Here is a 23311-nt window from a genome sequence, read left to right on the forward strand (position 1 = left end):
AGCGGGACCCGGTGACCGCTGAGCGTGAGGTGTGGCGCGAGGCGCTCGGTGTCGTGCTCGCCACGAGCGCCTACGGCATCTCCTTCGGCGCGCTCGCCGTCGCCGCGGGGCTCGACGTCTGGCAGACGTGCGTGCTCAGCCTCCTGATGTTCACCGGGGGATCGCAGTTCGCGTTCGTGGGGGTGTTCGCCGCCGGTGGCCTGGCCGCCCTGCCTTCGGCGATCGCATCGGCGGCACTCCTCGGCGTGCGCAACGTCGCCTACGGGATGCGCATGTCGCCGCTCATCGGGGGCGGACCGGCACGGCGAGCGGCCGCCGCGCACTTCACCATCGACGAGTCCACCGCCGTGGCGATCGCGCAGGACGATCCGCGCCTGCGCCGGGTGGGCTTCTGGGTCACGGGGGTCGGCATCTTCCTCGGCTGGAACCTCACCACCCTCGTCGGCGCGCTGGTCGGCGACGTGCTCGGCGACCCGAGGGCCTGGGGGCTGGATGCCGCGGCGGCTGCGGCCTTCCTCGCCCTGCTGTGGCCGCGTCTGCGTCAGCGGCAGGCCGTCGCCGTCGGGATCGCGGCCGCCGTGATCGCGGCAGCCCTCACGCCGTTCCTCATGCCGGGGCTCCCGGTGCTCGTCGCCGCTGTCGTCGCGATCGTCGTCGGGTGGTTCAACTGGCTGGGGACACCGCGTCCCGCGAGCGTCGGCGAAGGGGAGGGGGGCGCATGAGCCTCTGGAGCGCCATCCTCCTCGCCGCCCTGATCTGCCTCGCGCTGAAGGCCGTGGGCTATCTCGTGCCGCCGAAGGTGCTCGAGGCGCCGCGCCCCGCCCGCATCTCCGACCTCCTCACCGTCGCGCTGCTCGCCGCCCTCGTCGCGGTGCAGTCCCTCGGTGACGGGCAGGCGATCACCGTGGACGCGCGCGTGCCCGCCCTGCTCGTCGCGGCGGGACTCCTCTGGCTGCGGCAGTCGTTCCTCGTGGTGGTGGCGTCCGCCGCCCTCGTCGCCGCGCTGCTGCGGCTGTCCGGTCTCGCCGCCTGAGCCGTCGTCTCGCCGGGCACCGCCCGGGTAGGATCGGGGGGTGCGCGGGAAGTGGTTGTCGAGGGTGCTGTCCTGGGTGGCCGCTGCCCTGGTGGGCGGGGTCTACGGCGTCGCGGGAACCATCGCGCACAGCGTCATGTGGGGGCCGATCCCGATCGGCCTGATCGTCGCCGCTGTCGCATGTGCCGCGATCCTCATCGCCGTGCGGGCGCTCACCCACGACCGGGGGGCCGCGGTCGCCGCCGGTCTCGGGATGCTGGCCATGATCGTGCTCATCTCGGGCGTCGGTCCCGGTGGCTCCGTCGTCGTGCAGGACACCCTCGCCGGGCGCATCTGGACCTATCTCGCCGCCGGCATCGTGCTGCTCGTCATCGCGTGGCCGTCGTTCTCCCGGCAGCCGGTCCGCCCCGCCACGCCCTCCGCGGAGGAACCCGAGGTCCACGGGTCGTAGACTGAGGGGGTGACGTATGTGATCGCCCTCCCGTGCGTCGATGTCAAGGATCGCGCCTGCATCGACGAGTGCCCCGTTGACTGCATCTACGAGGGCGAACGGTCGCTCTACATCCACCCGGACGAGTGCGTGGACTGCGGGGCGTGCGAGCCGGTGTGCCCCGTCGAGGCGATCTACTACGAGGACGACCTCCCCGACGAGTGGCAGGACTACTACAAGGCCAACGTCGAGTTCTTCGACGAGATCGGCTCGCCCGGCGGCGCCGCCAAGGTCGGCGTCTACCCGTTCGACCACCCGATCATCGCCGCGCTCCCGCCGCAGGGCGAGTAGGCACGCTCCGTGAGCGTCCGCGACCTCGCCGACTACCCCTGGGATGCCGTGGTCCCCTACCGCGAGCGCGCCGCCCGGTACCCGGACGGTCTCGTCGACCTCTCCGTCGGCTCGCCGGTCGATCCCACGCCGGAGGTCATCCGTCAGGCCCTCGCCGAGGCGACCGACGCCCATGCCTATCCGCAGACCGTCGGCACCCCCGCGCTCCGGGAGGCGATCGTCGACTGGTACGCCCGCCGCCGCGGCGTCCCGGACCTCCGAGTCGACAACGTGCTGCCGACGATCGGCTCCAAGGAGCTCGTCGCGCTCCTGCCCACGCTGCTGGGGCTCGGTGCCGGAGACATCGTCGTGCATCCCCGCGTCGCCTACCCGACGTACGAGGTCGGCGCGCGGGTGGCGGGGGCGACGCCCCTGGCGGCCGACGACCCGGCGGAGTGGCCGGAGGGTGCGAAGCTCATCTGGATCAACACCCCCGGCAACCCGGACGGCCGCACGTGGACCGTCGACGAGCTCGCCGTGGCCGTGCAGCGGGCTCGGGAGCTGGGCGCCGTGCTGGCGAGCGACGAGTGCTACGCCGAACTGGGATGGGACGGCCCCTGGGCGGACGAGCCCATCCCGTCCGTGCTCGACCCCCGGGTGACCGGCGGCACACGGGCGAACCTCCTCAGCGTCTATTCGTTGAGCAAGCAGTCCAACCTCGCGGGATACCGCGCGGCCTTCGTCGCCGGATGCGCCCGCGTGGTCGGCGAGCTCCTCACCGCGCGCAAGCATCTCGGCCTCATGCCGCCTGCGCCCGTCCAGCAGGCGATGGTGGTCGCCCTCGGTGACGAGACGCACGTCGTGGCGCAGAAGGAGCTCTACCGTGAGCGGCGCGCCCTGCTGCTCCCCGCCGTCGAGGCGGCCGGCTTCCGCATCGACGGGTCGCAGGCCGGGCTCTATCTCTGGGCGACGGAGGGACGCGACGCCTGGGAGTCGATGGCGCGTCTCGCCGACCTCGGGATCCTCGCCGGACCAGGGCACTTCTACGGAGCGTCGTCCCCCGAGCATGTGCGGCTGTCGCTGACGGCGCCGACGGACCTCGTCGCCGAGGCGGCTCGGCGTCTGCGCGGAGCGGATCTGTAGGAACCCTCCCTGCTGTGCCGATCCCTTTGGCGGTTGTCACAGTAGGCCTGTGTGACGACTAGGCTGTAAAGGCGATTCGGTCGGCACCCGGCCAGGCGCTCAGCGCCCGAGAGATCGCCAGTTCCGGCTTGATCAAGAACTTGCTGACGCCCGCGACGCCGGGGCGATCAGACAGAAGGAGGAGGTCCGCGTGAGCGCTGCGGCAGACCAGACGGCGAAGCTGACGATCGGCGACACCACCGCCGAATTCCCCCTGGTCCGCGGCACCGCGGGCCACGACAGCATCGACTTCTCGACGCTGACCCGTCAGACCGGCCTCACGGGGCTCGACTACGGCTTCGTCAACACGGCCTCCACCAAGTCGGACATCACGTTCATCGACGGTGACAAGGGCATCCTGCGGTACCGCGGCTATCCGATCGAGCAGCTCGCCGGCAGCACCAGCTACCTCGAGGTCGCCTGGCTGCTCATCTACGGAGAGCTGCCGTCCGCCACGGAGCTGGCCGAGTTCGACGAGAAGATCCGTCGCCACACACTGCTGCACGAAGACCTCAAGCGCTTCTTCTCCGCGCTGCCGCACACCGCGCACCCCATGTCGGTGCTGTCGTCCGCCGTCGCCGCTCTGTCGACGTACTACGAGGGCCAGACCGACCCGCACAACCCCGAGCACGTCGAGCTGAACACCATCCGCATGCTCGCCAAGCTCCCGGTGATCGCCGCCTACGCGCACAAGAAGAGCGTCGGCCAGGCGTTCCTCTACCCGGACAACTCGCTCGGCTTCGTGGAGAACTTCCTGAAGCTGAACTTCGGCGTGAACTCCGAGCCGTACGAGATCAACCCGACGATGGTGAAGGCCCTCGAACTGCTGCTCATCCTGCACGAGGACCACGAGCAGAACGCCTCGACCTCCACCGTCCGTCTCGTCGGCTCGACCGGCGCCAACCAGTTCGCCTCCGTCTCGGCCGGGATCCAGGCCCTGTCCGGACCCCTGCACGGCGGTGCGAACGAGGCGGTCCTCACCATGCTCGGCCAGATCCGCGACTCGGGTCAGAGCGTCTCCCGGTTCGTCGAGCGGGTGAAGAACAAGGAAGAGGGCGTGAAGCTGATGGGCTTCGGGCACCGGGTCTACAAGAACTACGACCCGCGCGCCAAGCTCGTCAAGGAGGCCGCAGACGAGGTGCTGAGCTCGCTCGGCGTCACGGATCCGCTCCTGGACCTCGCGAAGGAGCTCGAGGAGATCGCCCTCGCCGACGACTACTTCCGTGAGCGGCGCCTGTATCCGAACGTCGACTTCTACACCGGCGTGATCTACAAGGCGATGGGATTCCCCACGCGCATGTTCACCGTCCTCTTCGCGATCGGCCGTCTTCCCGGCTGGCTCGCCCAGTGGCGCGAGCTGCAGCTCGACCCGCAGACCAAGATCGGCCGCCCGCAGCAGCTCTACACCGGGTCGCCGGAGCGCGCGTTCCCGACGCGCTGAGCGCTGCGCCGCAGACGCCGAAGGCCCCCTCGCACCGGAGTGCGAGGGGGCCTTCGCTGTTGTCAGGCGCGAGCCGGGATCAGCGTCCCTGGGCTCCACGCGTGCCCTGACGGCCCTGGCCGCCCTGACGCTGCGAGCCCGGCGCGCCGCCCTGGCCCGCGGCGCGGGGACGACGACGGCGGCGGGACGGCGGGGTGGTCGCGGTGCTCCTCTCGCCACCCGCCGGCCGCTGCTTCGCTGAGCGCTGCTGCTGCGGCTGCGGGGGCGCGGGCCGCACGTGCGGTGCCCGCTCCGGGACGAGCTCGGTGACGGCGTCGGTGGTGAGGTTCTCCAGCGGTGCCGTGATCGCGGCCTTGCGCAGGAGATCCTTCACGTCGCGGCGCTGCTCGGGCAGGACGACGGTGACGACGGTGCCGGCCGCGCCGGCCCGAGCCGTGCGTCCGGAACGGTGCAGGTACGCCTTGTGCTCGACGGGCGGGTCGACATGGACGACGAGGTCGACGTTGTCGACGTGCACACCGCGGGCCGCGACGTCGGTCGCGACGAGGACGCGGACGCCGCCGTCCTCAGGAGCGGCGGAGAAGGCGCCGAGGTTGCGCTCGCGCGCGTTCTGGGAGAGGTTGCCGTGCAGGTCGACGGCCGGTATGCCGGCGGCGGTGAGCTGCTTGGCGAGCTTCTTCGCCTGGTGCTTGGTGCGCGTGAAGAGGATGCGGCGGCCCGTGCCGGAGGCGAGGTCGCGCACCAGCACGGTCTTGTTCTCCGGGGAGTCGACGACGAGCACCCGGTGGGTCATCTCGCCGACGGGCACGCTCGCCTCGTCGACCTCGTGGCTGACGGCGTTCGTGAGGAACCGGCGGGCGAGGGTGTCGATGCCGCGGTCCAGCGTGGCGCTGAACAGCAGGCGCTGACCGTCGGCGGGGGTCGCCGAGAGGATGCGGGTGACGCCGGGGAGGAAGCCGAGGTCGGCCATGTGGTCGGCCTCGTCCAGCACGGTGACCTCGATCGCGCTGAGACGCACGATCTGCTGCTTCATGAGGTCTTCCAGACGGCCGGGGCAGGCGACGACGATGTCGACGCCGCCCTGCAGCGCCTGCTCCTGCGGACGCTGGCTGACACCGCCGAACACGGTGGTGACGCGCAGCCCGACGGCCTCGGCCAGGGGGGCGACGGTCGCGGCGATCTGGGTGGCCAGCTCGCGGGTGGGGGCGAGCACGAGGCCGCGCGGCAGGCCGGAGCGGCGCTTGTGGCCGGAGGCAGCCAGGCGGGCGACGAGCGGGAGCGCGAAGGCGATGGTCTTGCCGCTGCCCGTGCGTCCGCGGCCGAGGAGGTCACGGCCGGCGAGCGAGTCGGGCAGGGTGTCGCGCTGGATGGCGAACGCCTCGGTCTTTCCGGAGGCGGCGAGAACGGTGGCGAGCTCGGCGGGAACGCCGAGATCGAGGAAGGAAGACATGCAGAGAACTCCGTCAGCGCACGAGAACGGCGCGGGATAGTGGGGTGAGGTGGGCGAAGACGCAGCGAGTGCGCGTCCGTTCGCCGTGCGAATGGCCAGTTCGGGCTGGAGAGGGGAGCGCGGGCGCTCGCTTCGGTCCTCGGAGACCCCTAGACGACGACGATGCTGACCGGCCGGCGGCGCGGGCAACGACCCCAGTCTACCAGCGGCGACCGGTCGAAGGCTGCAGGTGCGCTGTCAGGCGTGGAGCGCTTCGTTGAGCGTCACGCCGACACCGGCCCGGCGGACGGCCTCGACGGCGCCCGTGAGGGAGTTGCGACGGAAGAGCAGGCCGTCCTCACCCGAGAGATCGGCGCCCTTGACGGTCTTCCGTCCGCCGTCGGCGGTCGCGGGGCCGTCGGCGAGGACGATCTTCGTGCCGGCGGTGACGTAGAGCCCGGCCTCCACGACGCAGTCGTCGCCGAGGGAGATGCCGATGCCGGCGTTCGCGCCGAGCAGCGTGCGGGCGCCGATCGACACACGGTGCGACCCGCCACCGGAGAGCGTGCCCATGATCGAGGCCCCGCCGCCGATGTCGCTGCCGTCGCCGACCACCACGCCCTGCGAGATGCGACCCTCGACCATCGAGGCGCCGAGGGTTCCGGCGTTGAAGTTCACGAAGCCCTCGTGCATGACGGTGGTGCCCGGGGAGAGGTGGGCGCCCAGCCGCACGCGCGAGGCGTCGGCGATGCGCACCCCGGCGGGCTGCACGTAGTCGGTGAGGCGGGGGAACTTGTCCAGACCCTGGATCTGGATCCCGGCGCGCTGGAGCTGCGGGCGCAGGCGCGCCGCATCGGCGGGGAGCAGGGGGCCGGCATTGGTCCAGGCGACGTTCGGCAGATGACCGAAGATGCCGTCCAGGTTGAGGGCGTTCGGCCCCACGAGCAGGTGCGACAGGGCGTGCAGGCGCAGATAGGCGTCCGCCGTGGAGGCCGGAGCCGCGTCCAGATCGATCGTGAGCTCGACGACCGCGATGGTCACGTCGCGCCGCTCGTCCTGGCCCGTCTGCGCGTCGAGCGCGGTGCGGGCGGTGGCGACCTCGTCCGCGGACGGCGCGGACGAGCGGACCTCCGGGTACCACGCGTCGAGGACCGTGCCGTCGCTCGCGGTGGTCGTCAGGCCCAGTCCCCAGACAGATCGTGCGTCGCTCATGCCTCCACGGTATCGCGCCGACGACGGTGTCCCGTCCCGCATGACGGGCATCAGTAGGCTGGGGGCATGGTGCTCGATCTGACCGCGTCCTCCGCCGACATCACCCGGGCGATCTGCGATGTCCCGAGCGTCTCCGGCGATGAGAAGACCCTGGCCGACCTGATCGAGGAGGCCGTGTCCGGTCTGCCGCACCTGGAGGTCATCCGCCACGGCAACACGGTGGTCGCCCGCACGGATCTCGGCCGAGCGCAGCGCGTGGCGATCGCCGGGCACATCGACACCGTGCCCCTCAACGACAACCTGCCCACGCGCGACGTCGAGATCGACGGCGTGCCGCATCTGTGGGGAAGGGGCACCGTCGACATGAAAGCCGGGGTCGCGGTGCAGCTCAAGCTCGCCGCCGAGCTCACCGACCCCGCGATCGACGTGACCTGGATGTGGTACGACAACGAGGAGGTCGCGGCCTCCCTGAACGGCCTCGGGCTTCTCGCCGCGGCACGGCCCGACCTGTTCCAGGCCGACTTCGCCATCCTCGGGGAGCCGTCGAACGGACAGGTCGAGGGTGGGTGCAACGGCACGCTGCGGGCGATCGTGCGGACCACGGGCGTCCGCGCGCACAGTGCCAGGGCCTGGATCGGCGAGAACGCGATCCATCGCGCGGCCCCCATCCTCACTCGGCTGTCCGAGTACCGGGCGCGCGAGGTGATGGTCGAGGGCCTGCTCTACCGGGAGGGGCTCAGCGCGGTCCGCATCGCAGGAGGGGTCGCGGGCAACGTCATCCCGGACGCCTGCGAGGTCGAGGTCAACTACCGCTTCGCGCCGAACAAGTCCGCGGCCGACGCCGAGGCCCACGTCCGGGCGGTCCTCGCCGGATTCGACGTCGAGATCACGGATGCCGCCGAGGGCGCGCGCCCCGGTCTGGACGCCGACATCGCGCGCCGCTTCGTCGCGGCCGTCGGCGCGGAGCCGCAGCCGAAGTACGGGTGGACCGACGTGGCCCGCTTCTCGGCCCTCGGCATCCCGGCCGTGAACTACGGACCCGGCGACCCGCATCTCGCCCATCACGACGAGGAGCGCGTGCCGCTCGCCCAGATCGACGCCGTCGAGCGGGGTCTGCGCGCATGGCTCACGTCGCACTGACGCTCACGCGGCGCTGGGCGCGGATGCCGCTCGCCCTGCGCATCGGCATCGTCTACGTCCTCGCACGGGTCGTGACGACCGGATTCCTCATCGCCGCGGCCTCCCTGTCCACGGTGTTCTCCCGCTTCGGCGACGACGCGGGACTCATCGACTTCGTCCTCGGATGGGATGCGCAGTGGTACTGGCAGGTGGCCGTGCACGGCTATCCCTCGGACCTCCCGCTGACGGACGACGGGCAGGTGGCCGAGAACGCCTGGGCGTTCATGCCGGTGTTCGCGTACGCCGCGAAGGCGTTGGGCTTCGTGCTCGGTTCCTGGGCGGCCGGCGCCCTCGTGCTCTCGCTCGGTGCCGGCTACCTGGCCTGTCTCGCCCTGCATCGGCTGCTCCGCGACCGCGTCGGGAACGCGGCCGCGTTGTGGGCCGTCGTCTTCTTCGCATCCGGTCCGCTCGCCGCCCTGTTCCAGGTCGGATACGCCGAGACGCTCTTCCTGCTGCTGCTGTTCCTCGCCCTGGACGCGACGATCCGGCGGAACTACGCCTGGCTGTACGTGCTGATCCCCGTTCTGGGGTTCACCCGCCCCGGCGTGCTCGCCTTCGCGCTGTACCTCGGCCTGCACGGGATCCTTCGCTGGAGGAACCGCCGCACCGATCCGCTGGGCGCCAGGGAAGTGGTGCACATCGTTGCCCTCGGCGCGCTGGCGACGGCCACCGGATTCGCCTGGCAGCTGATCGCGGGCGTCGTGACCGGCGACCCCGGCGCCTACCTCGCCACGGAGCTCGCGTGGCGTCGGCACTGGATCGTCGGCGGCGTGGAGGGCTTCGTGCCCTTCGAGGGATGGGTGCAGGCGTCGCACTTCTGGTTCGAGCTCTGGGGTCTGCCGTCGGGATGGGGGCCGGTCGCCCTCGTCGTGCTCGTGGTCGCCGCGGCCGCCGCGCTGCTGCTGTCCCCGCAGGTGCGCGCGCTCGGCCCCGACCTCCGTCTCTGGAGCGCGAGCTACCTGCTCTATCTGCTCGCGGTGTTCTTCCCCCAGTCGAGCACCTTCCGTCTCTTGCTGCCGCTCAGCCCGGCGTGGGGAGCGGTCGCGATCCCGCGCTCCCGCGCCTGGCGGCTGGGCGTGCTCGCGCTGTGCCTGCTGGGCCAGTGGGTCTGGGTCTATCACGTGTATGCCCTCGGCAGTACGTTCTGGCAGGTGCCCTGACGACGCGGCGACGCGGATTGTGTCCGGTGACGTCCACGGCGCGGCCGCACCCGATAAACTCGTCCCATACCACCGGAGGAAAGGGAGCCACGATGGCAGCGATGAAGCCGAGGACCGGAGACGGACCCATGGAGGCCGTGAAAGAGGGACGACTCATCATCGTGCGTGTTCCGCTCGAAGGAGGAGGCCGCCTGGTCGTCTCCGTGAACGACGCCGAGGCCAAGGAGCTTCACGACGTGCTCGGTGCCGTCGTGGCCCCGGCCTGATCGAATCTGGTCCGCTGCGGCGGAACCGAGAGGGCGATGGATCCGCGGATCCATCGCCCTCTTCGCGTGAGCGGCGTCCGATCAGGCGCGGTCGTCGAGGCGGATCAGCTGCAGCAGACCCTCGCCCGCGGGGGAGACGGTCGCCAGCACCGCCGACGACTCCTGGGTCTCCTGCACGAGCGACCGGTAGGCGGATGTGATGTCGTCGCGCTGGACGGGGTCGGCCACGCGGCCCCCGGCGAGGATGCGGGGCACGAGCACCAGGCCGCCCGTGCGGGCGAGGCGGAGGCCGTGCGAGACGTACTCGATGACGTTCTCGGGGTCGGCGTCCACGAAGACGATGTCGTACGACGCCTCGTTCATCCGGGGGAGCACGTCGATCGCGCGACCGGCGATGAACCGGGCACGAGTGGCGGGCACCTTCGCGTCCGCGAACGCCTGGCGGGCGGCGGCGAGGTGCTCGGGCTCGTTGTCGATCGAGGTCAGCACCGCGGTCGGCGCGCCGCGCAGCAGCCAGAGTCCGGAGACGCCGGCGCCGGTGCCGATCTCGACGATGGAGCGGGCGGCGCCTGCGGCGGCGAGCACGGCGATCTGCGAGCCGACGACCGCGCTGATCGGGGAAGCCCCCAGCTCCACGGCGTGGGCGCGAGCGCGGGCGATGGTCTCCGGCTCGACGATGGACTCCCGAAGGAAGCGCGCGTTGGCGTCGTGCTCGCTCATGACCTGCCTCTCCTGCGTGCATGGCTGATGTGTCCAGGGTATTCGCTCACCGCGCGCAGAGCCTGCAGGCGCGGCGGTAGCCTGGTCACATGACGTTCGGCCTCACCTTCGAGAAGCTGCTGCTCATCGGCCTGATCGCCGTGCTGATCATCGGCCCCGAGCGTCTGCCGCGTGCCGCGGAGGGCTTCGCGCGCATCGTGCGCAAGGCCGGTGAATACCTCCGCGATACGAAGTCCCGCGTGCGCGAGGAGATGGGTCCGGAGCTCGACGACGTGGACTGGCGCAAGCTCGACCCGCGGCAGTACGACCCTCGGCGCATCATCCGCGACGCGCTCCTGGAGGAGCCGGAGCCCGCGACCCCCGCGCAGGCCACGGCGACGATCGCGGAGCCGGTGGCCCCGCGCACCGCGCCGCCGACCTTCAGCGCGGAGAACCGTCCGCCGTTCGACACCGAGGCGACCTGAGCCGCCCGGGTCACGAGATCCGCGTCCGCAGCGTCGCCAACTCCTCGTCGCTGAAGAGGGAACGCGGAATGGCGGTGGCGACGGAGGCGTCGCGGACTTTGAAGATCACCGCGTCCCGGCCGACACGCAGGCTCTGGAACGTGCGGTAGGGGATCTCGGAACGGCGGCGATCGCTGCCCAGCTGCAGACGATCCTCGTCGAGCGCGACCCACACCACGCTCTCCACCGGCATCGCGGCGCGCACGGCCCGACGGGCGCTCGAGGTGGTGAGGATCACCGCATACGCTCCCAGAGCGATGGTCACCGCGGGCATCCAGGCGACGAGCGCGCTCACCTCCTCTCCGGCGGCGAGACGGTCGTTGAGGGTGAGGACGGAGAGCACGAGGCCCGCCGCCAGCGCGACCCACATCACGATCGCGACAGGCCTGGTCAGCGCGTAGACGGCCGCGTCTCTGGCCATCCTCCGCAGAAGCCCTTCATCCACGGTCACGGAGCGATGCGGCATCCGTCCATCCTCCCACGCGCCCTCACCCGATCGACATGGGCAGCGTTCGGCCGGCCAGGCCTCGCCCTCGACGCGCGAGCGCCTCCGCCAGCGCGCGGATCGCCCCCGCGGCGGCATCGTCCGGCGCGGAGGTGACGACCGGAACGCCCTCGTCCCCGCCCTGGCGGAGGGCCGGGCTGAGCGGGATGGAGGCCAGCAGCGGCACCGCAGCGTCGGGCACGGACAGGGCCTCCGCGACAGATGCGCCGCCGCCGGCCCCGAAGAGATCGACGACGGTGCCGTCGGGGAGGGTGTACGCGGCCATGTTCTCGACCACGCCGATCACGCGCTGCCCGGTCTGGCGTGCCACGAGCCCGCTGCGGATGGCCACGTCGGAGGCCGCCGCCTGGGGTGTGGTGACCACGAGCACCTCGGCGTGGGGGAGGAGCTGCCCGATCGAGATGGCGATGTCCCCGGTGCCGGGCGGCATGTCGATGAGCAGGACGTCGAGGTCGCCGAAGAAGACGTCGGTGAGGAACTGCGAGACCGTGCGGTGCAGCATCGGTCCGCGCCAGGCCACCACGGACTCCCCGTCGCGCAGGAACATCCCGATCGAGATGGTCTTCACCCCGTGGGCCACCGGCGGCAGCATGAGGTCGTCGATGCGCGTCGGCTGCGTGCCGGAGGGGATCCCGAGCAGTCCGGGGATCGAGAAGCCGTGCACGTCCGCATCCACCAGGCCGACGGCGAGGCCCTGGTCGGCGAGGGCGACCGCGAGGTTCGCGGTGACCGTCGACTTGCCGACGCCGCCCTTCCCGCTGGAGACGAGGATCACGCGGGTGAGCGAGTCGGGCCCGAACGGCATGTGCCGCGCCGGGCGGCCGGCGCGGAGCCGTTCGGTGAGCGCCTTGCGCTCGGCAGGCGTCATCACACCCACCTCGACCGCGACGTCCGTGATGCCGGGGACCGCGGCGGCGGCGCCGCGCACGTCGCGCTCGATGCGGTCGGCGGCGGGGCATCCGACGATCGTCAGCACGATGCCCACACGCGCCACCCCGTCCTCGACCGAGATGTCGCGCACCATGTCGAGGTCGCCGATCGGTCGCCGCAGCTCCGGGTCGGTCACCGCCGCCACTGCGGCTCTGACGTTCTCGGCCGCGGTCATGAGGCGGTGCCGCCCGCGGACTTCTCCTCGGTGTCGCCCAGCTCAGCCAGCAGGGCACGGAGCTCCTGCCGCAGTACGTCGCGGGTGACCACCTGCGCGTTGCGCTCCTCCAGCGACATCCGCAGCGCGACGATCTCGCGGGCCAGGTACTCGGTGTCCGCGAGGTTCCGCTCGGCGCGCTGCCGGTCCTGCTCGATCTGCACGCGGTCGCGGTCGTCCTGGCGGTTCTGCGCGAGGAGGATGAGCGGCGCGGCGTACGACGCCTGCAGCGACAGCATGAGGGTGAGCGCGGTGAAGCCGAGCGCGGCGTCGTCGAAGCGGACCTCGCGCGGCATCAGCGTGTTCCAGCCGATCCAGACGATGCAGAAGAGACTGAGGATGACGAGGAACGCGGGAGTTCCCATCGCGCGGGCGACCCACTCCGTGAAGCGGCCGAAGCGGTCGCGCGAGGTGGAACGGGGGCGGGTGCTCGTCCGTCCTGGCGCGTCGAGGCGGGCGGCCCGCTCCTTGCGCGCCATCAGTGCGCCTCCGTCACGGGCGGCGCCACGTCGTCGCTGTCGTGGGTGCGCCAGTCGTCCGGCAGCAGGTAGTCGAGGACGTCGTCGATGCTGATCGCGCCGACGAGGCGGTGCGCGGCGTCGATGACCGGCAGCGAGACGAGGTCGTAGCTGGCGAGCATGCGGGCGACCTCGGCCGCGGAGGCGGTGACCGGCACCGGCTCGAGGCTGTCGTCGAGGATGGCGCCGAGACGCTCGTGCGGCGGGTAGCGCAGCATCCGCTGGAAGTGCACGAGCCCGAGCAGCCGGCCGGTGGGGGTCTCGAACGGCGGGAGCGTGACGAACACGGCCGCGGCGAGGGCCGGATGCAGCTCGTGACGGCGGATGAGCGCCAGCGCCTCGGCGACCGTGGCATCGGCGGAGAGGATGATCGGCTCCGGGGTCATCAGACCGCCCGCCGTGTCCGGGCCGTAGCGCAGGAGCATCCGCACGTCCTCCGCCCTCTCCGGCTCCATCCGCTGGAGCAGCTCCTCCAGCTGGGTGGGTGGGAGCTGGGCCAGGAGGTCGGCGGCGTCGTCCGGCTCCATCTGGTCGAGGATGTCGGCCGCGCGCTCCTCGCCGAGGCGGTCGAGGATGTGCACCTGCTCGTCCTCGGGCATCTCCTCGAGGGCGTCGGCGAGGCGGTCGTCGGAGAGCTCCTCCGCCACCTCGATCATCCGTTGCTGCGGGAGGTCGAGGAGCGTGTTGGCGAGGTCGGCGGCATGCAGCTCGGAGTAGGAGGCGACGAGCTGCTCGGCGGACTGGGACTCGCCCGGCGCCTGTTCCTCGGTCACCTCGCTCCAGGCGGCGAACGTCGTCGGGCCCTTGGCGAACGGCGACGCGCCGGTCTTCGGGCGACGCAGGAAGAGCTGGCTGATCGCCCACTCGCCGAGGCGGTTGGGTTCGATCGCCACGTCCTCGATCACGGCCGTGCCGCTGCCGTCGGTGAGGCTCACCCGTCGGCCCAGCATCTCGGCGAGGACGCGCACCTCGCCGGCGCGCGGGGAGAAGCGGCGGACGTTGATGAGGCCGGTGGTGATGACCTGCCCGGACCGGATGGACGTCACCCGGCCGATCGAGAGGAACACGTGCCGGCGGCCGGGGATCTCCACGACCAGCCCGATGACACGCGGGGCCGCGGTACTTCGATACACGACGACGACATCCCGGACCTTGCCGAGGCGGTCGCCGACGGGATCGAAGACGGCGCACCCTGCCAGGCGCGCGGCGAAAACCCGTTGTGTGCTCACTCGACCAGCGTAGCCCGCGGCGTGCCGGGGCGGCGGCTGCGGCGGTCGCTCGGCCGGCCGCGGGGCACGACGTGGAAGAATAGCCGGATGAGCATGCTGAATCGCCCCGCGAGCGGCACGGACACCGGTGAGATCGTCGCCTCCATGCGCGACTACGAGAGCGCGCAGAAGGCGGTGTCGAAGCTGATCGCCGGAGAGGTACCCGCGCGAGACATCGCGATCGTCGGGCAGAGCGTGCGGACGGTCGAGCGGGTGACCGGGCGGCTCGGCTACGCCGCCGCCGCGCGCTCGGGAGCGATCAACGGGGTGCTCATCGGACTCTTCCTGTCGGCGATCCTCGTCCTGGGCAACCCCGAGGTGCCGATCCAGCTGTTCGTCGGCTTCGTTCTCATCGGCGTCGCGGTGGGCATGCTGCTGAGCCTCATCACCTACGCCATCGTGCGCCGCCGCCGGGACTTCGCGAGCGTGACGCAGTTCGCCGCGGATCACTACGAGGTGACCGTGCAGCCCGGCTCGCTGGCGAAGGCGCGGCAGGTCCTCGGCGCGCAGCGGGTCGCCCCCGTGCGTCCTCCGGTGAACCTGGACGAGCCGCCGAAGTACGGCGAGCGGATCCCGCAGGGCGCTCCGGCTCCCGCTCCTGAGCCTGCTCCGGAGCCCGCTCCCGCTCCCGACCCGGCACCGGCTCCCGAGCCTGCCCCCGATCCGGAGCCGGCACCGTCTCCGGAGCCGGCACCGGCTCCCGAGCCGGGTCTTCCGCCGCGGCCGGCGGACCCGGAGACGGGCACCCCCGGGTCCGTGCGGTGACCACGGGGGCCACCGCCCTGCGCATCGAGGTCGCTCTGCCCGCCGGGGCGATCACGGTGTCCGCCGAGTGGACGCCGGGTACCCGTGACGACGTCGTCCTGATCGCGCACGGGGCGGGGGCCGCGAAGGACCATCCGTTCCTCGTCGGGTTCGACCGCGCACTCGCGGCGCTCGGGTACTCGACTCTGCGCTTCAACTTCCCGTACATCGAGCAGGGGCGTCGCATGCCCGGTCCTGCCGCCCACGCGGTCGCGGCCTGGGAGGCCGCGGTCGCCGAGGCCCGCGCGCGGGCGCCACGATCCGCCGTGTGGGCCACCGGGAAGTCCTACGGCGGCCGCATGGCGTCCATGGCCGTCGCCGAGGGCCTTGCCGTGGACGGCCTCGTCTACCTCGGCTATCCGCTGCATCCGCCGGGCCGCCCGGATAAGCCCCGCATCGCCCACCTGCCATCGATCACCGTCCCGCAGCTCTTCGTGGAGGGCACCGCGGACCCGTTCATCCAGCCGATCGCCCAACTCGACGAGGCCGTCGCCGGCTGTCAGGACGCGCGGGTGCACTGGGTCGAGGGCGGCGGGCACTCCTTCGAGGTGAAGGGGCGGAGGCGTCCGCCGGCGGAGGTCGCTGCGGACCTCGCACCGGTGGTCGACGCCTTCGTCACCGGGCAGCGGGACTGAGCGGGGCCGCCGCCCCGCTCCCGCCCGTCGTCAGCCCTGCAGACGCGCGATCCACGCCTCGACCTCGTCGGCCGTGCGGGGGATGCCCGCGGAGAGATTGACCGGGCCGTCCTCGGTCATAAGGATGTCGTCCTCGATCCGGACGCCGATCCCGCGCAGCTCGGCGGGAACCGTGAGGTCGTCGATCTGGAAGTACAGTCCCGGCTCGATCGTGAAGACCATGCCGGGCGTGAGGATGCCGTCGTAGTACATCTCGCGGCGCGCCTGCGCGCAGTCGTGCACGTCGATGCCGAGGTGGTGCGACGTGCCGTGCACCATGTAGCGACGGTGCTGGCCGCCCTTGTCCGCGTCCAGGGCTTCCTCCGCGGTGACGGGGAGGAGGCCCCACTCCGCGGTGCGCTCAGCGATCACGGCCATGGCCGCCGCGTGCACGTCGCGGAAGCGGACGCCGACCTTCGCCGCCGCGAGAGCCGCGTCCGCGGCCTCGCGCACCGTCTCGTAGACCCGGCGCTGCACCTCGGTGAACGTTCCGGACACCGGGAGCGTGCGGGTGATGTCGGCGGTATAGAGGCTGTCGGCCTCCACACCCGCATCGACGAGGATGAGGTCTCCTGGCACGACGGCGCCGTCGTTGCGCGTCCAGTGCAGGTAGCAGGCGTGCGGTCCGGACGCGGCGATCGTGTCATAGCCTTCGCCGTTGCCGTCCTCGCGGGCGCGGCGGTGGAAGACGCCCTCGACGACGCGCTCGCCACGGGCATGTGCCACCGCGGCGGGGAGCTCGCGGATGATGTCGTCGAAGCCCTGCGCCGTGATCTCCACGGCCCGACGCATCTCGGCGATCTCGAAGTCGTCCTTGATGAGGCGCAGCTCCGAGACGACACGGGTGAGGGTCTCGTCCTCCTCGAGGACCAGCTCGCCCTCGACCGGGGCGAACTCGTGCAGGTGCGCCGTGGCCAGCTGCAGGTCGGCGGCGACACCGGCGAGCGACGGACGCGGCCCGATCCAGAACTCGCCGACCGTGGCGTCGGCGTAGAACTCCGTCGTGGTGCGGTCGGCGCGCTCGCGGAAGTACAGCGTGACGTCGTGCCCGTCGTCGGTCGGCTCGAAGACGAGCACCGAGTCCGGTTCGGCGTCGGACGCCCAGCCGGTGAGGTGCGCGAAGGCGGAGTGCGCACGGAAGACGTAGTCGGTGTCGTTGCTGCGCTGCTTGAGCGAACCGGCGGGGATCACGAGCCGCTTGCCGGGGAACGCGGCCGAGACGGCAGCGCGGCGGCGCTCGGCGTACGGAGCCTGGGCGCGCGGCGCGGGCAGCGTCTCCGGACGCTCGGCCCACCCGGTGGAGATGGTGTCGAGGAAGCCCTGCGGGAAGGGCTGCTTGCGATTGGTCGAGCTGTTCTCGACGGGGGTTTCGACGGTCTCGTCAGCGATCGTGTCGTTTTCTCCGGTGCTCATCCGTCCAGTCTCTCACCTGGAGGCCGCGCAGCGTGATCAGCCGGCCGGCTCGAGCTGCACGATGAGGGCGCGGTGGTCGCTCCCGCCGGCATCCTCGAGGACGGCAGAGCCGGTGGGGCGCCAGTTGGCGGACGCCATCACGTGATCGATGGGGGCACCGGCGAGGGCGGGGAACGAGCTCGGCCAGGTGCCGGACATCCCGTTGCCGGTCCGGGAGGCGACGTCCCGGCAGTAGCCGATGTCGCCGCCGTCGACGCCGAGGGAGGCCATGTGATCCACGGTCGCGTTGAAGTCTCCGGCGAGGATGAAGTCACCCGCAGGGCACTGGTCGGCGATCCACTGCAGATCGCTCTGCCATTGCTGCATCTCCTCCATGCGCGGCGCGACGGCGTGCACGGCGACGATCGTGGGGCCGTCCCCGTCGATCGGCATGAGCACGGCGCTCGGCACGGATCCGGTGTTGTTGCTTCCGTCCTTGGAGGACTCGATCACGGAGTACTCGCCGAGCTCGGGAGCCACCAGGACCGTGGTCTGCCACGACTGCGGGCCGTCCTCCACGTCCGGGCGGAACTGCACATGGTGCACCCACATCGGATGGCCCTGCTCGCGCAGCATGAGCGCGATCCGCTCGCCGACCTCTTCGGTGGTCTCCGGCAGCGCCACCACGTCGGCCTCCTGCTCGAGGATCTCCTGGGCGATCTGCTCGGCGGAGACGGCCTCACCCGCCGTGTTCCAGGTGAGCACCCGCAGACTCGTGTCCGTCCGCTCAGGCAGGGCCGCCACCCCGAAGCCGCGGGTCGCTCCGATCGCACCCGTCGCCGCAGCACCGAGGAGGGCGACGATCAGGACCGAGGCCGCGAACCCGCGCAGCGGTCGGGCGAGGAGGAGCAGCAGCGCCAGCACCGCGATGACCAGGAACCCGCCGAGCACGAGGCCGCGGGCGGCGACGAGCTGAGCGAACGGGTAGGTCTGCTCGAGGTGGAAGAACTGCGGCCACACCACGATCGCCGACGCGATCGCGAAGAGCACGGTGAGCAGGATCCCCAGGAGACGAAACATCCCCTCCAGCCTAGAAGCGCCGCCTGTGAAGTCCCTGCCTCGCATCGCCGGTCCGTCCACGCGATACGGGTCCGGTTTCCGCGCCACGCGCGTCGACGCTCGGTACGCTCGGAGGATGCCCGTTCCACCCGCCGGTCCTGCCGACCTGCACCTGCACTCCAACCACTCCGACGGCACCGAGTCGCCCGCCGAGGTCATGAGGCAGGCGCATCGGCACGGCGTACGGACCGCCGCGCTCACGGACCACGACCGCACCACGGGCTGGACGGAGGCCGGCGACGCCGCCGTCGCGCTCGGCATGACCTTCCTCCCCGGGATGGAGCTGTCAGCCAAACACGAGTGGCGCAGCGTGCACGTGCTCGGCTATCTCTTCGATCCGGAGGATGCGGCGCTGCGGGCGGAGACCGACCGGATCCGGAACGACCGGATCGGACGAGCGGAGCGCATCGTCCGCAACATCGGCCGCGATTACGACCTGCACTGGGATGACGTCCTCGCCCAGACGACGCTCGACGCGACGGTCGGTCGGCCCCACATCGCGGACGCGCTGGTGGCGCGCGGCATCGTTCGGGATCGGGGCGAGGCCTTCGACGGCATCCTCCATCCGCGGGAGGGCTACTACGAGCCGCACTACGCCCCGGACCCGCTGACCGCCGTGAGGCTTCTCACCGAGGCGGGCGGCGTGGCGATCATCGCGCACCCTGTGACGGCGGGCCGTGATCGGATGATGCCGGTGCCGTACATCGAGCGTCTGATCGACGCGGGGCTGGCCGGATTCGAGGTGGACCACCGGGAGAACACCGCCGCCGGCAAGCGGCTGCTGCGCGAACTGGCAGCCCGGCACGACCTCATCGTCACCGGGTCCAGCGATTACCACGGCACCGGAAAACCGAACGTGCCGGGGGAGAACACCACCGCGGCGGACATGGTCGCCCGGATCATCGATCGCGCCTCCGGCTCCGGCACGCGGCGTCCCTGACCCCGGCGGACTGTCGGCGGTCTCCCGGCATTCTGTCGAGGCGGACCGATACGGTCCGAGGCATGCAACGTGCCACCTCCCTGGAGCGCCGCGTCGACGCGATCGCTCGCCGACTCCTCCGTGCGGTGCCGACATCGGGCTTCCGCGCCGGGCTGGCCGAGTTCCTCGTCTTCGTGCTGAAGCAGGCCTGGGCCTGCGTGTTCGGTGCGGCGCTGCTGGTGGTGATCGTCGCCGCCCGCCTCTGGTACCCCGACGACGCCGCGCTCGCCCGCAACGATGCGCTGACGATCGCGGCCGTGCTCATCCAGGTGGCCATGCTCGTGTTCCGCCTCGAGAGCGGGCGGGAGCTCTGGGTGATCGTGCTCTTCCACATCACCGGCACGGCGATGGAGCTGTTCAAGACCGACGTCGGTTCCTGGGCGTATGCCGCGGACGGCATCCTCCGCATCGGGGGAGTCCCGCTGTTCAGCGGGTTCATGTACGCGGCGGTCGGCTCCTACATGGTGCGCGTGTACCGGCTGTTCGACCTCGGGTTCACCCGCTACCCGCGCCGGTGGTTGACGGCCGTCCTGGCCGCCGCCATCTACGTCAACTTCTTCACCCACCACTGGTGGTGGGATGCCAGGTGGCTGCTCCTCGCCGGGGTGGTGGTGCTGTGGCTGCCCACCGTCATGCACGCCCGCGTATGGCGCCGCACCATCCGGCTGCCGCTCCTTGCGGTCTTCGCCGGGGTGGCGGTGTTCATCTACCTGGCCGAGAACATCGGCACGTGGGCAGGCGCGTGGGCGTATCCCGACCAGGCGGCGGGGTGGCAGCCCGTGTCCCTGAGCAAGCTCAGCTCCTGGTTCCTGCTGATGATCATCTCGGTGGTGCTCGTCGCCTGGGTCTACCCGCCGCAGGTTCCGGCCGACCTCCTGCACGACGAAGGGCGCCCCACGGCAGACCGTGCGGGCGCCCCTCGGACGACGATGACGCGGATCAGGCGCCGGTGACGGGTGCCGCCCCGGTGCCGGAGCCGCCGCGACGACGGCGGCGACGGCGGGCGGGGGCGGGCTTGCCGTCGTGGTGCTCCTTGCCGGCGCCGTCGTGGGTGCCGGCACCCTCGGCGCCGCGGTCGGCGGTCTGCGCGGCGGAACCCTCGCCGGACGACCCTTCGGGCGTGCCCTCCGCGAACGTGGAGCCGACAGACGACGAGCCGGTGCGGCGGCGGCGACGGCGGCGCGTGCCGCCCTCTCCGGTGCCCTCTTCGGCGGCGTCCGCGGCGCGCTCCGGACGACGGGTGCGCTCCGTCTTGACCGCTTCCTTCTTCGGCGCGCTCACGAGCCGCCCCTTCGTCCCCTCGGGGATGTCGAGGTCGGTGTACAGGTGCGGGCTCGACGAGTAGGTCTCGACCGGCTCGGGCTGACCGAACTCGAGCGCGCGGTTGATGAGGGCCCACTTGTGCAGGTCCTCCCAGTCCACGAACGTCACCGCGATCCCGGTCTTGCCCGCGCGGCCCGTGCGTCCCGCGCGGTGGAGGTAGGTCTTCTCCTCGTCGGGGATGGTGTGGTTGATGACGTGGGTGACGTCGTCGACGTCGATACCGCGGGCCGCCACGTCCGTCGCCACGAGGACGTCCTTCTTGCCGGCCTTGAACGCGGCCATGGAGCGCTCACGCTGGTCCTGTCCCATGTCACCGTGGACGCCGCCCACGTTGAAGCCGCGGTCGCTCAGCTCGTCCACCAGACGCTGCGCTGCGCGCTTCGTGCGCGTGAAGATGACCGTCTTCCCCCGGCCCTCGGCCTGCAGGATGCGAGCGATGACCTCGTCCTTGTCCAGCGAGTGGGCGCGGTAGACGAGGTGCTTGATGTTCGCCTGCGTCAGGCCCTCGTCCGGGTCGTTGGCGCGGATGTGGATCGGGTTGGTCATGAACCGCCGTGCCAGCGCGACGATCGGACCGGGCATGGTCGCGGAGAACAGCTGCGTGTGCCGCACCGCGGGGACCTTCTGGAAGATCTTCTCGATGTCGGCGAGGAAGCCGAGGTCGAGCATCTTGTCGGCCTCGTCGAGCACGACCTCGGTCGCGTTCGAGAGGTCGAGGAGGCGCTGGCCGGCGAGGTCGATGAGACGCCCCGGCGTGCCGACGACGATCTGCGCTCCGGCCTTGAGCTGGTCGATCTGCCCTTCGTACGCCTTGCCGCCGTAGATGGCGACGACGCTGGTGGAGCGGTTGCTCGTGAGCAGATCGATGTCCTCGTAGACCTGCACCGCGAGCTCGCGGGTCGGGACGACGATGAGGGCCTTGACCCCGTGCTCCGGATCCTTCCCGAGGCGCTGCACGACCGGGATGCCGAAGCCGAAGGTCTTGCCGGTACCGGTCTTCGCCTGTCCGATGATGTCCTGCCCCGGGAGCCCGAGGGGGATGGTCTGCTCCTGGATCGGGAAGGCATCGACGATGCCCTTCGCGGCCAGTGCGTCGACGATGTCCTGATCGATGCCGAGTTCGGCGAAAGTTGTCACTGTTGTTCAGATGCCTGTCCGGCGACCATGCGCGATCGCCTCGTAAACGGAGCCACGCCGTCTCGTGTGCCACAGGCGCGGGGCCCCGCTCCGACGGCGGGGACACGCCCAGCCTACCGGAGGGGCGGCTCCGGGCAGGGAGGACGTCTTCTGCCGAGTATTGTGAACGACGTGGCCGACTCGGGAGGAACACCTCGTGGTTAAGTGGTTCTGGCAGCGCGACGCCGCGCCGCGACGCACCCTGGCGCTGCGCAGCCGCGGCGAGCAGAGCGATGCGACGCGTGTCGACTTCGCGGAGCTGGCGCCGGAGCTCGACCGATTCCTCGGCCAGGCGGCCTACCTCCAGCTCGGCTACTTCGAGACGCTGACGCGGCTCATCCGCGCGACTCCCGAGCTGGCCGAGAAGGAGTCGCTGTCCCGGGCCGCCGGTGCGGCGCTCACCAAGCACCGCGGCATCGTCGACATCATCGCGGCGCGCGGTCAGGACCCGACGCAGCTCATGCTCCCGTTCCGCGAGCACCTGGACGCGTTCCGGCGCAAGACCATCGGGGCGCGCCCGCGCGAGACCCTGCTCGCGGTCTACATCACGGCGGGCATGCTCGACGACTTCTATCTCGCGCTCGCTTCGAGCTACGGCGAGACGGGGCGGCGGGTCGCGGAGATCCTGCGCGAGGACGACGCGCGCCACGAGATCGTCGCGATCATCCAGGAGACGATCGAGAGCGACGAGGAGTGGCGCTCGCTGCTGTCCATGTGGGCGCGGCGTCTCGTGGGCGACACGATCCTCGTCTGTCGCGCGGCTCTGCGTCCCGAACTCCTCGCCGTGGAGGAAGCTCGCATCGAGCCGGTGTACACCGAGCTGATGGGGGCGCACGCCCGGCGCATGGACGCGATGGGCCTCGCGTCCTAGCTCAGATCCCGAGCGCGGCTCTCCGCTGCTCGTCGCCGCGTCGACGCGCTGCGGTGAGAGCCGCGGCGGCGAGCGCCGCGACCGCGGCGGCTCCGAGGGTGCTCGCCAGCCACAGCCAGACGCTGTCCTCGCCCACGCCGGACCACTGCAGAGCCGTGTAGACGATCGCCGAGACGGCCGTCGCGATCGCCGGGGCGAGTGCGACGCCGCGCCGTTCGCGACCGCCGATCAGGAAGTGCGCGGCGATGCCGAGCACGCAGGCGCCGACGAGGGCGAGGAGGATGTACATGCGCGGGTCAGGCGACGAAGCCCACGCGACGCGACTCCTCGGTGCCCAGCTCGATGTAGGCGAGGTTCGCGGTCGGCACGATGTAGGAGTTGCCCTTCACGTCGGCGAAGCTCAGGTGCGAGGCGCTCTGCTCGAGCGCGGCGGAGACCTGGGTGCGGACCTCGTCCGCCGTGGCAGCGGTGTCGAAGCTCAGCTCGCGGCCGGTGTTGATGATGCCGATGCGGATTTCCACGGGTGCTCCTTGCAGGTCGTCGGACTCGGCCAACTCTATCGCGCACCGAGCGGGGGAGACCGGCGGCGTCGGTCGTTTCGCCCTGAGCGCACAACCCGCGAGGAGGTTCGCCCTCGACGCCGATGTCCGCGC

Annotated in this window: 27 protein-coding genes; 15 read left to right on the forward strand and 12 right to left on the reverse strand. The window is 71.4% G+C overall.

The annotated features are described in order from the left end of the window. Window positions 1-11: 11 nt before the first annotated feature. The 6 genes from AB0310_RS02035 (at window position 12) to AB0310_RS02060 (ending at window position 4416) form a co-directional block, all read left to right on the forward strand. A complete protein-coding gene (locus AB0310_RS02035; protein ID WP_366236916.1) occupies window positions 12-722 on the forward strand; it encodes an AzlC family ABC transporter permease in 711 nt (236 codons plus the stop codon). Further along, entirely contained in the window at window positions 719-1033 is a 315-nt protein-coding gene (locus AB0310_RS02040) for an AzlD domain-containing protein (RefSeq protein WP_187663650.1), read from the forward strand. Before AB0310_RS02035 ends, AB0310_RS02040 begins: the two co-directional genes overlap by 4 nt. Window positions 1034-1073: 40 nt before the next feature. Beyond that, a complete protein-coding gene (locus AB0310_RS02045; RefSeq protein WP_232089204.1) occupies window positions 1074-1484 on the forward strand; it encodes a histidinol dehydrogenase in 411 nt (136 codons plus the stop codon). A 9-nt stretch (window positions 1485-1493) separates the two neighbouring features. Beyond that, the gene (gene fdxA / locus AB0310_RS02050) at window positions 1494-1814 is read left to right on the forward strand and encodes a ferredoxin (RefSeq protein ID WP_017203330.1); all 321 of its coding nucleotides are present in this window, start codon (window positions 1494-1496) and stop codon (window positions 1812-1814) included. A 9-nt stretch (window positions 1815-1823) separates the two neighbouring features. Then, on the forward strand, window positions 1824-2936 hold the full coding sequence (gene dapC / locus AB0310_RS02055) for a succinyldiaminopimelate transaminase (RefSeq protein WP_366236482.1): 1113 nt from the start codon (window positions 1824-1826) through the stop codon (window positions 2934-2936). Between the two features lie 190 nt (window positions 2937-3126). Beyond that, window positions 3127-4416 (forward strand): citrate synthase, encoded by a 1290-nt coding sequence (locus tag AB0310_RS02060; protein WP_259953090.1) that lies wholly within the window; start codon window positions 3127-3129, stop codon window positions 4414-4416. A 79-nt stretch (window positions 4417-4495) separates the two neighbouring features. Here the strand turns inward: AB0310_RS02060 and AB0310_RS02065 are convergent, their stop codons facing one another. Further along, window positions 4496-5866 (reverse strand): DEAD/DEAH box helicase, encoded by a 1371-nt coding sequence (locus AB0310_RS02065; protein ID WP_363587369.1) that lies wholly within the window; start codon window positions 5864-5866, stop codon window positions 4496-4498. A 237-nt stretch (window positions 5867-6103) separates the two neighbouring features. Further along, entirely contained in the window at window positions 6104-7057 is a 954-nt protein-coding gene (dapD, locus tag AB0310_RS02070) for a 2,3,4,5-tetrahydropyridine-2,6-dicarboxylate N-succinyltransferase (protein WP_366236483.1), read from the reverse strand. Window positions 7058-7123: 66 nt separating this feature from the next. Here dapD and dapE point away from each other — a divergent pair, with 66 nt between their 5' ends. From dapE to AB0310_RS02085, 3 genes are all read left to right on the forward strand, one after another. Next, window positions 7124-8197 (forward strand): succinyl-diaminopimelate desuccinylase, encoded by a 1074-nt coding sequence (gene dapE / locus AB0310_RS02075; RefSeq protein WP_187663654.1) that lies wholly within the window; start codon window positions 7124-7126, stop codon window positions 8195-8197. Beyond that, on the forward strand, window positions 8179-9396 hold the full coding sequence (locus tag AB0310_RS02080) for a hypothetical protein (RefSeq protein ID WP_366236484.1): 1218 nt from the start codon (window positions 8179-8181) through the stop codon (window positions 9394-9396). Before dapE ends, AB0310_RS02080 begins: the two co-directional genes overlap by 19 nt. Before the next feature lie 92 nt (window positions 9397-9488). Continuing rightward, a complete protein-coding gene (locus AB0310_RS02085; RefSeq protein ID WP_071328210.1) occupies window positions 9489-9662 on the forward strand; it encodes a DUF3117 domain-containing protein in 174 nt (57 codons plus the stop codon). Between the two features lie 81 nt (window positions 9663-9743). On the opposite strand, the gene AB0310_RS02090 is transcribed toward AB0310_RS02085, so the two are convergent. Then, window positions 9744-10382 carry an O-methyltransferase gene (locus AB0310_RS02090; RefSeq protein ID WP_366236485.1) on the reverse strand — a complete coding sequence of 213 codons (639 nt, stop codon included), beginning with the start codon at window positions 10380-10382 and terminating at the stop codon, window positions 9744-9746. Between the two features lie 89 nt (window positions 10383-10471). On the opposite strand from AB0310_RS02090, the gene AB0310_RS02095 reads away from it, so the two are divergent. After that, window positions 10472-10846, forward strand: coding sequence for a twin-arginine translocase TatA/TatE family subunit (locus AB0310_RS02095; protein WP_268777749.1), 375 nt, complete (start codon window positions 10472-10474; stop codon window positions 10844-10846). A 10-nt stretch (window positions 10847-10856) separates the two neighbouring features. Here AB0310_RS02095 and AB0310_RS02100 read toward each other — a convergent pair whose 3' ends face one another. Genes AB0310_RS02100 through AB0310_RS02115 form a run of 4 tightly spaced genes read right to left on the reverse strand, consistent with a single transcriptional unit; the run spans window position 10857 to window position 14281 of the window. Continuing rightward, window positions 10857-11351 carry a YcxB family protein gene (locus AB0310_RS02100; RefSeq protein WP_187663658.1) on the reverse strand — a complete coding sequence of 165 codons (495 nt, stop codon included), beginning with the start codon at window positions 11349-11351 and terminating at the stop codon, window positions 10857-10859. Window positions 11352-11373: 22 nt separating this feature from the next. Then, complete coding sequence (locus AB0310_RS02105; RefSeq protein ID WP_315638447.1) at window positions 11374-12495, reverse strand: Mrp/NBP35 family ATP-binding protein; 1122 nt, start codon at window positions 12493-12495, stop codon at window positions 11374-11376. Further along, window positions 12492-13013 (reverse strand): DUF1003 domain-containing protein, encoded by a 522-nt coding sequence (locus tag AB0310_RS02110; protein ID WP_366236486.1) that lies wholly within the window; start codon window positions 13011-13013, stop codon window positions 12492-12494. The genes AB0310_RS02105 and AB0310_RS02110 overlap by 4 nt, the downstream gene beginning before the upstream one ends. Next, window positions 13013-14281 (reverse strand): magnesium transporter MgtE N-terminal domain-containing protein, encoded by a 1269-nt coding sequence (locus AB0310_RS02115; protein WP_259953103.1) that lies wholly within the window; start codon window positions 14279-14281, stop codon window positions 13013-13015. The genes AB0310_RS02110 and AB0310_RS02115 overlap by 1 nt, the downstream gene beginning before the upstream one ends. A gap of 87 nt (window positions 14282-14368) precedes the next feature. Here AB0310_RS02115 and AB0310_RS02120 point away from each other — a divergent pair, with 87 nt between their 5' ends. Further along, a complete protein-coding gene (locus tag AB0310_RS02120) occupies window positions 14369-15085 on the forward strand; it encodes a YflT domain-containing protein (protein ID WP_366236487.1) in 717 nt (238 codons plus the stop codon). Further along, window positions 15082-15759, forward strand: a complete 678-nt coding sequence (locus AB0310_RS02125) for an alpha/beta hydrolase family protein (RefSeq protein ID WP_366236488.1) — start codon at window positions 15082-15084, stop codon at window positions 15757-15759. Before AB0310_RS02120 ends, AB0310_RS02125 begins: the two co-directional genes overlap by 4 nt. Before the next feature lie 30 nt (window positions 15760-15789). Here AB0310_RS02125 and AB0310_RS02130 read toward each other — a convergent pair whose 3' ends face one another. Next, on the reverse strand, window positions 15790-17211 hold the full coding sequence (locus AB0310_RS02130) for an aminopeptidase P family protein (RefSeq protein WP_366236489.1): 1422 nt from the start codon (window positions 17209-17211) through the stop codon (window positions 15790-15792). Between the two features lie 36 nt (window positions 17212-17247). Continuing rightward, window positions 17248-18270 (reverse strand): endonuclease/exonuclease/phosphatase family protein, encoded by a 1023-nt coding sequence (locus tag AB0310_RS02135; protein ID WP_259953114.1) that lies wholly within the window; start codon window positions 18268-18270, stop codon window positions 17248-17250. A 115-nt stretch (window positions 18271-18385) separates the two neighbouring features. Here AB0310_RS02135 and AB0310_RS02140 point away from each other — a divergent pair, with 115 nt between their 5' ends. Both AB0310_RS02140 and AB0310_RS02145 read left to right on the forward strand, forming a co-directional pair. After that, window positions 18386-19249 carry a PHP domain-containing protein gene (locus tag AB0310_RS02140; protein ID WP_366236490.1) on the forward strand — a complete coding sequence of 288 codons (864 nt, stop codon included), beginning with the start codon at window positions 18386-18388 and terminating at the stop codon, window positions 19247-19249. A gap of 62 nt (window positions 19250-19311) precedes the next feature. Beyond that, window positions 19312-20241: a DUF817 domain-containing protein gene (locus AB0310_RS02145; protein WP_268777743.1), complete on the forward strand. Its 930-nt coding sequence runs from the start codon at window positions 19312-19314 to the stop codon at window positions 20239-20241. On the opposite strand, the gene AB0310_RS02150 is transcribed toward AB0310_RS02145, so the two are convergent. Beyond that, on the reverse strand, window positions 20228-21748 hold the full coding sequence (locus AB0310_RS02150; protein WP_259953118.1) for a DEAD/DEAH box helicase: 1521 nt from the start codon (window positions 21746-21748) through the stop codon (window positions 20228-20230). The two genes, AB0310_RS02145 and AB0310_RS02150, sit on opposite strands and share 14 nt — an antisense overlap. 196 nt (window positions 21749-21944) lie before the next feature. Between AB0310_RS02150 and AB0310_RS02155 the strand changes: the two genes are divergently transcribed. Then, entirely contained in the window at window positions 21945-22658 is a 714-nt protein-coding gene (locus AB0310_RS02155) for a ferritin-like fold-containing protein (RefSeq protein ID WP_060923156.1), read from the forward strand. Between the two features lies 1 nt (window position 22659). On the opposite strand, the gene AB0310_RS02160 is transcribed toward AB0310_RS02155, so the two are convergent. Together AB0310_RS02160 and AB0310_RS02165 are read right to left on the reverse strand one after the other, a co-directional pair. After that, on the reverse strand, window positions 22660-22947 hold the full coding sequence (locus tag AB0310_RS02160) for a hypothetical protein (protein WP_187663666.1): 288 nt from the start codon (window positions 22945-22947) through the stop codon (window positions 22660-22662). Between the two features lie 7 nt (window positions 22948-22954). Continuing rightward, complete coding sequence (locus AB0310_RS02165; RefSeq protein WP_025102974.1) at window positions 22955-23179, reverse strand: DUF3107 domain-containing protein; 225 nt, start codon at window positions 23177-23179, stop codon at window positions 22955-22957. Between the last annotated feature and the right edge of the window lie 132 nt (window positions 23180-23311).

Source organism: Microbacterium meiriae, assembly GCF_040702565.1.
In the GTDB taxonomy this organism is placed as follows: Bacteria; Actinomycetota; Actinomycetes; order Actinomycetales; family Microbacteriaceae; genus Microbacterium; species Microbacterium meiriae.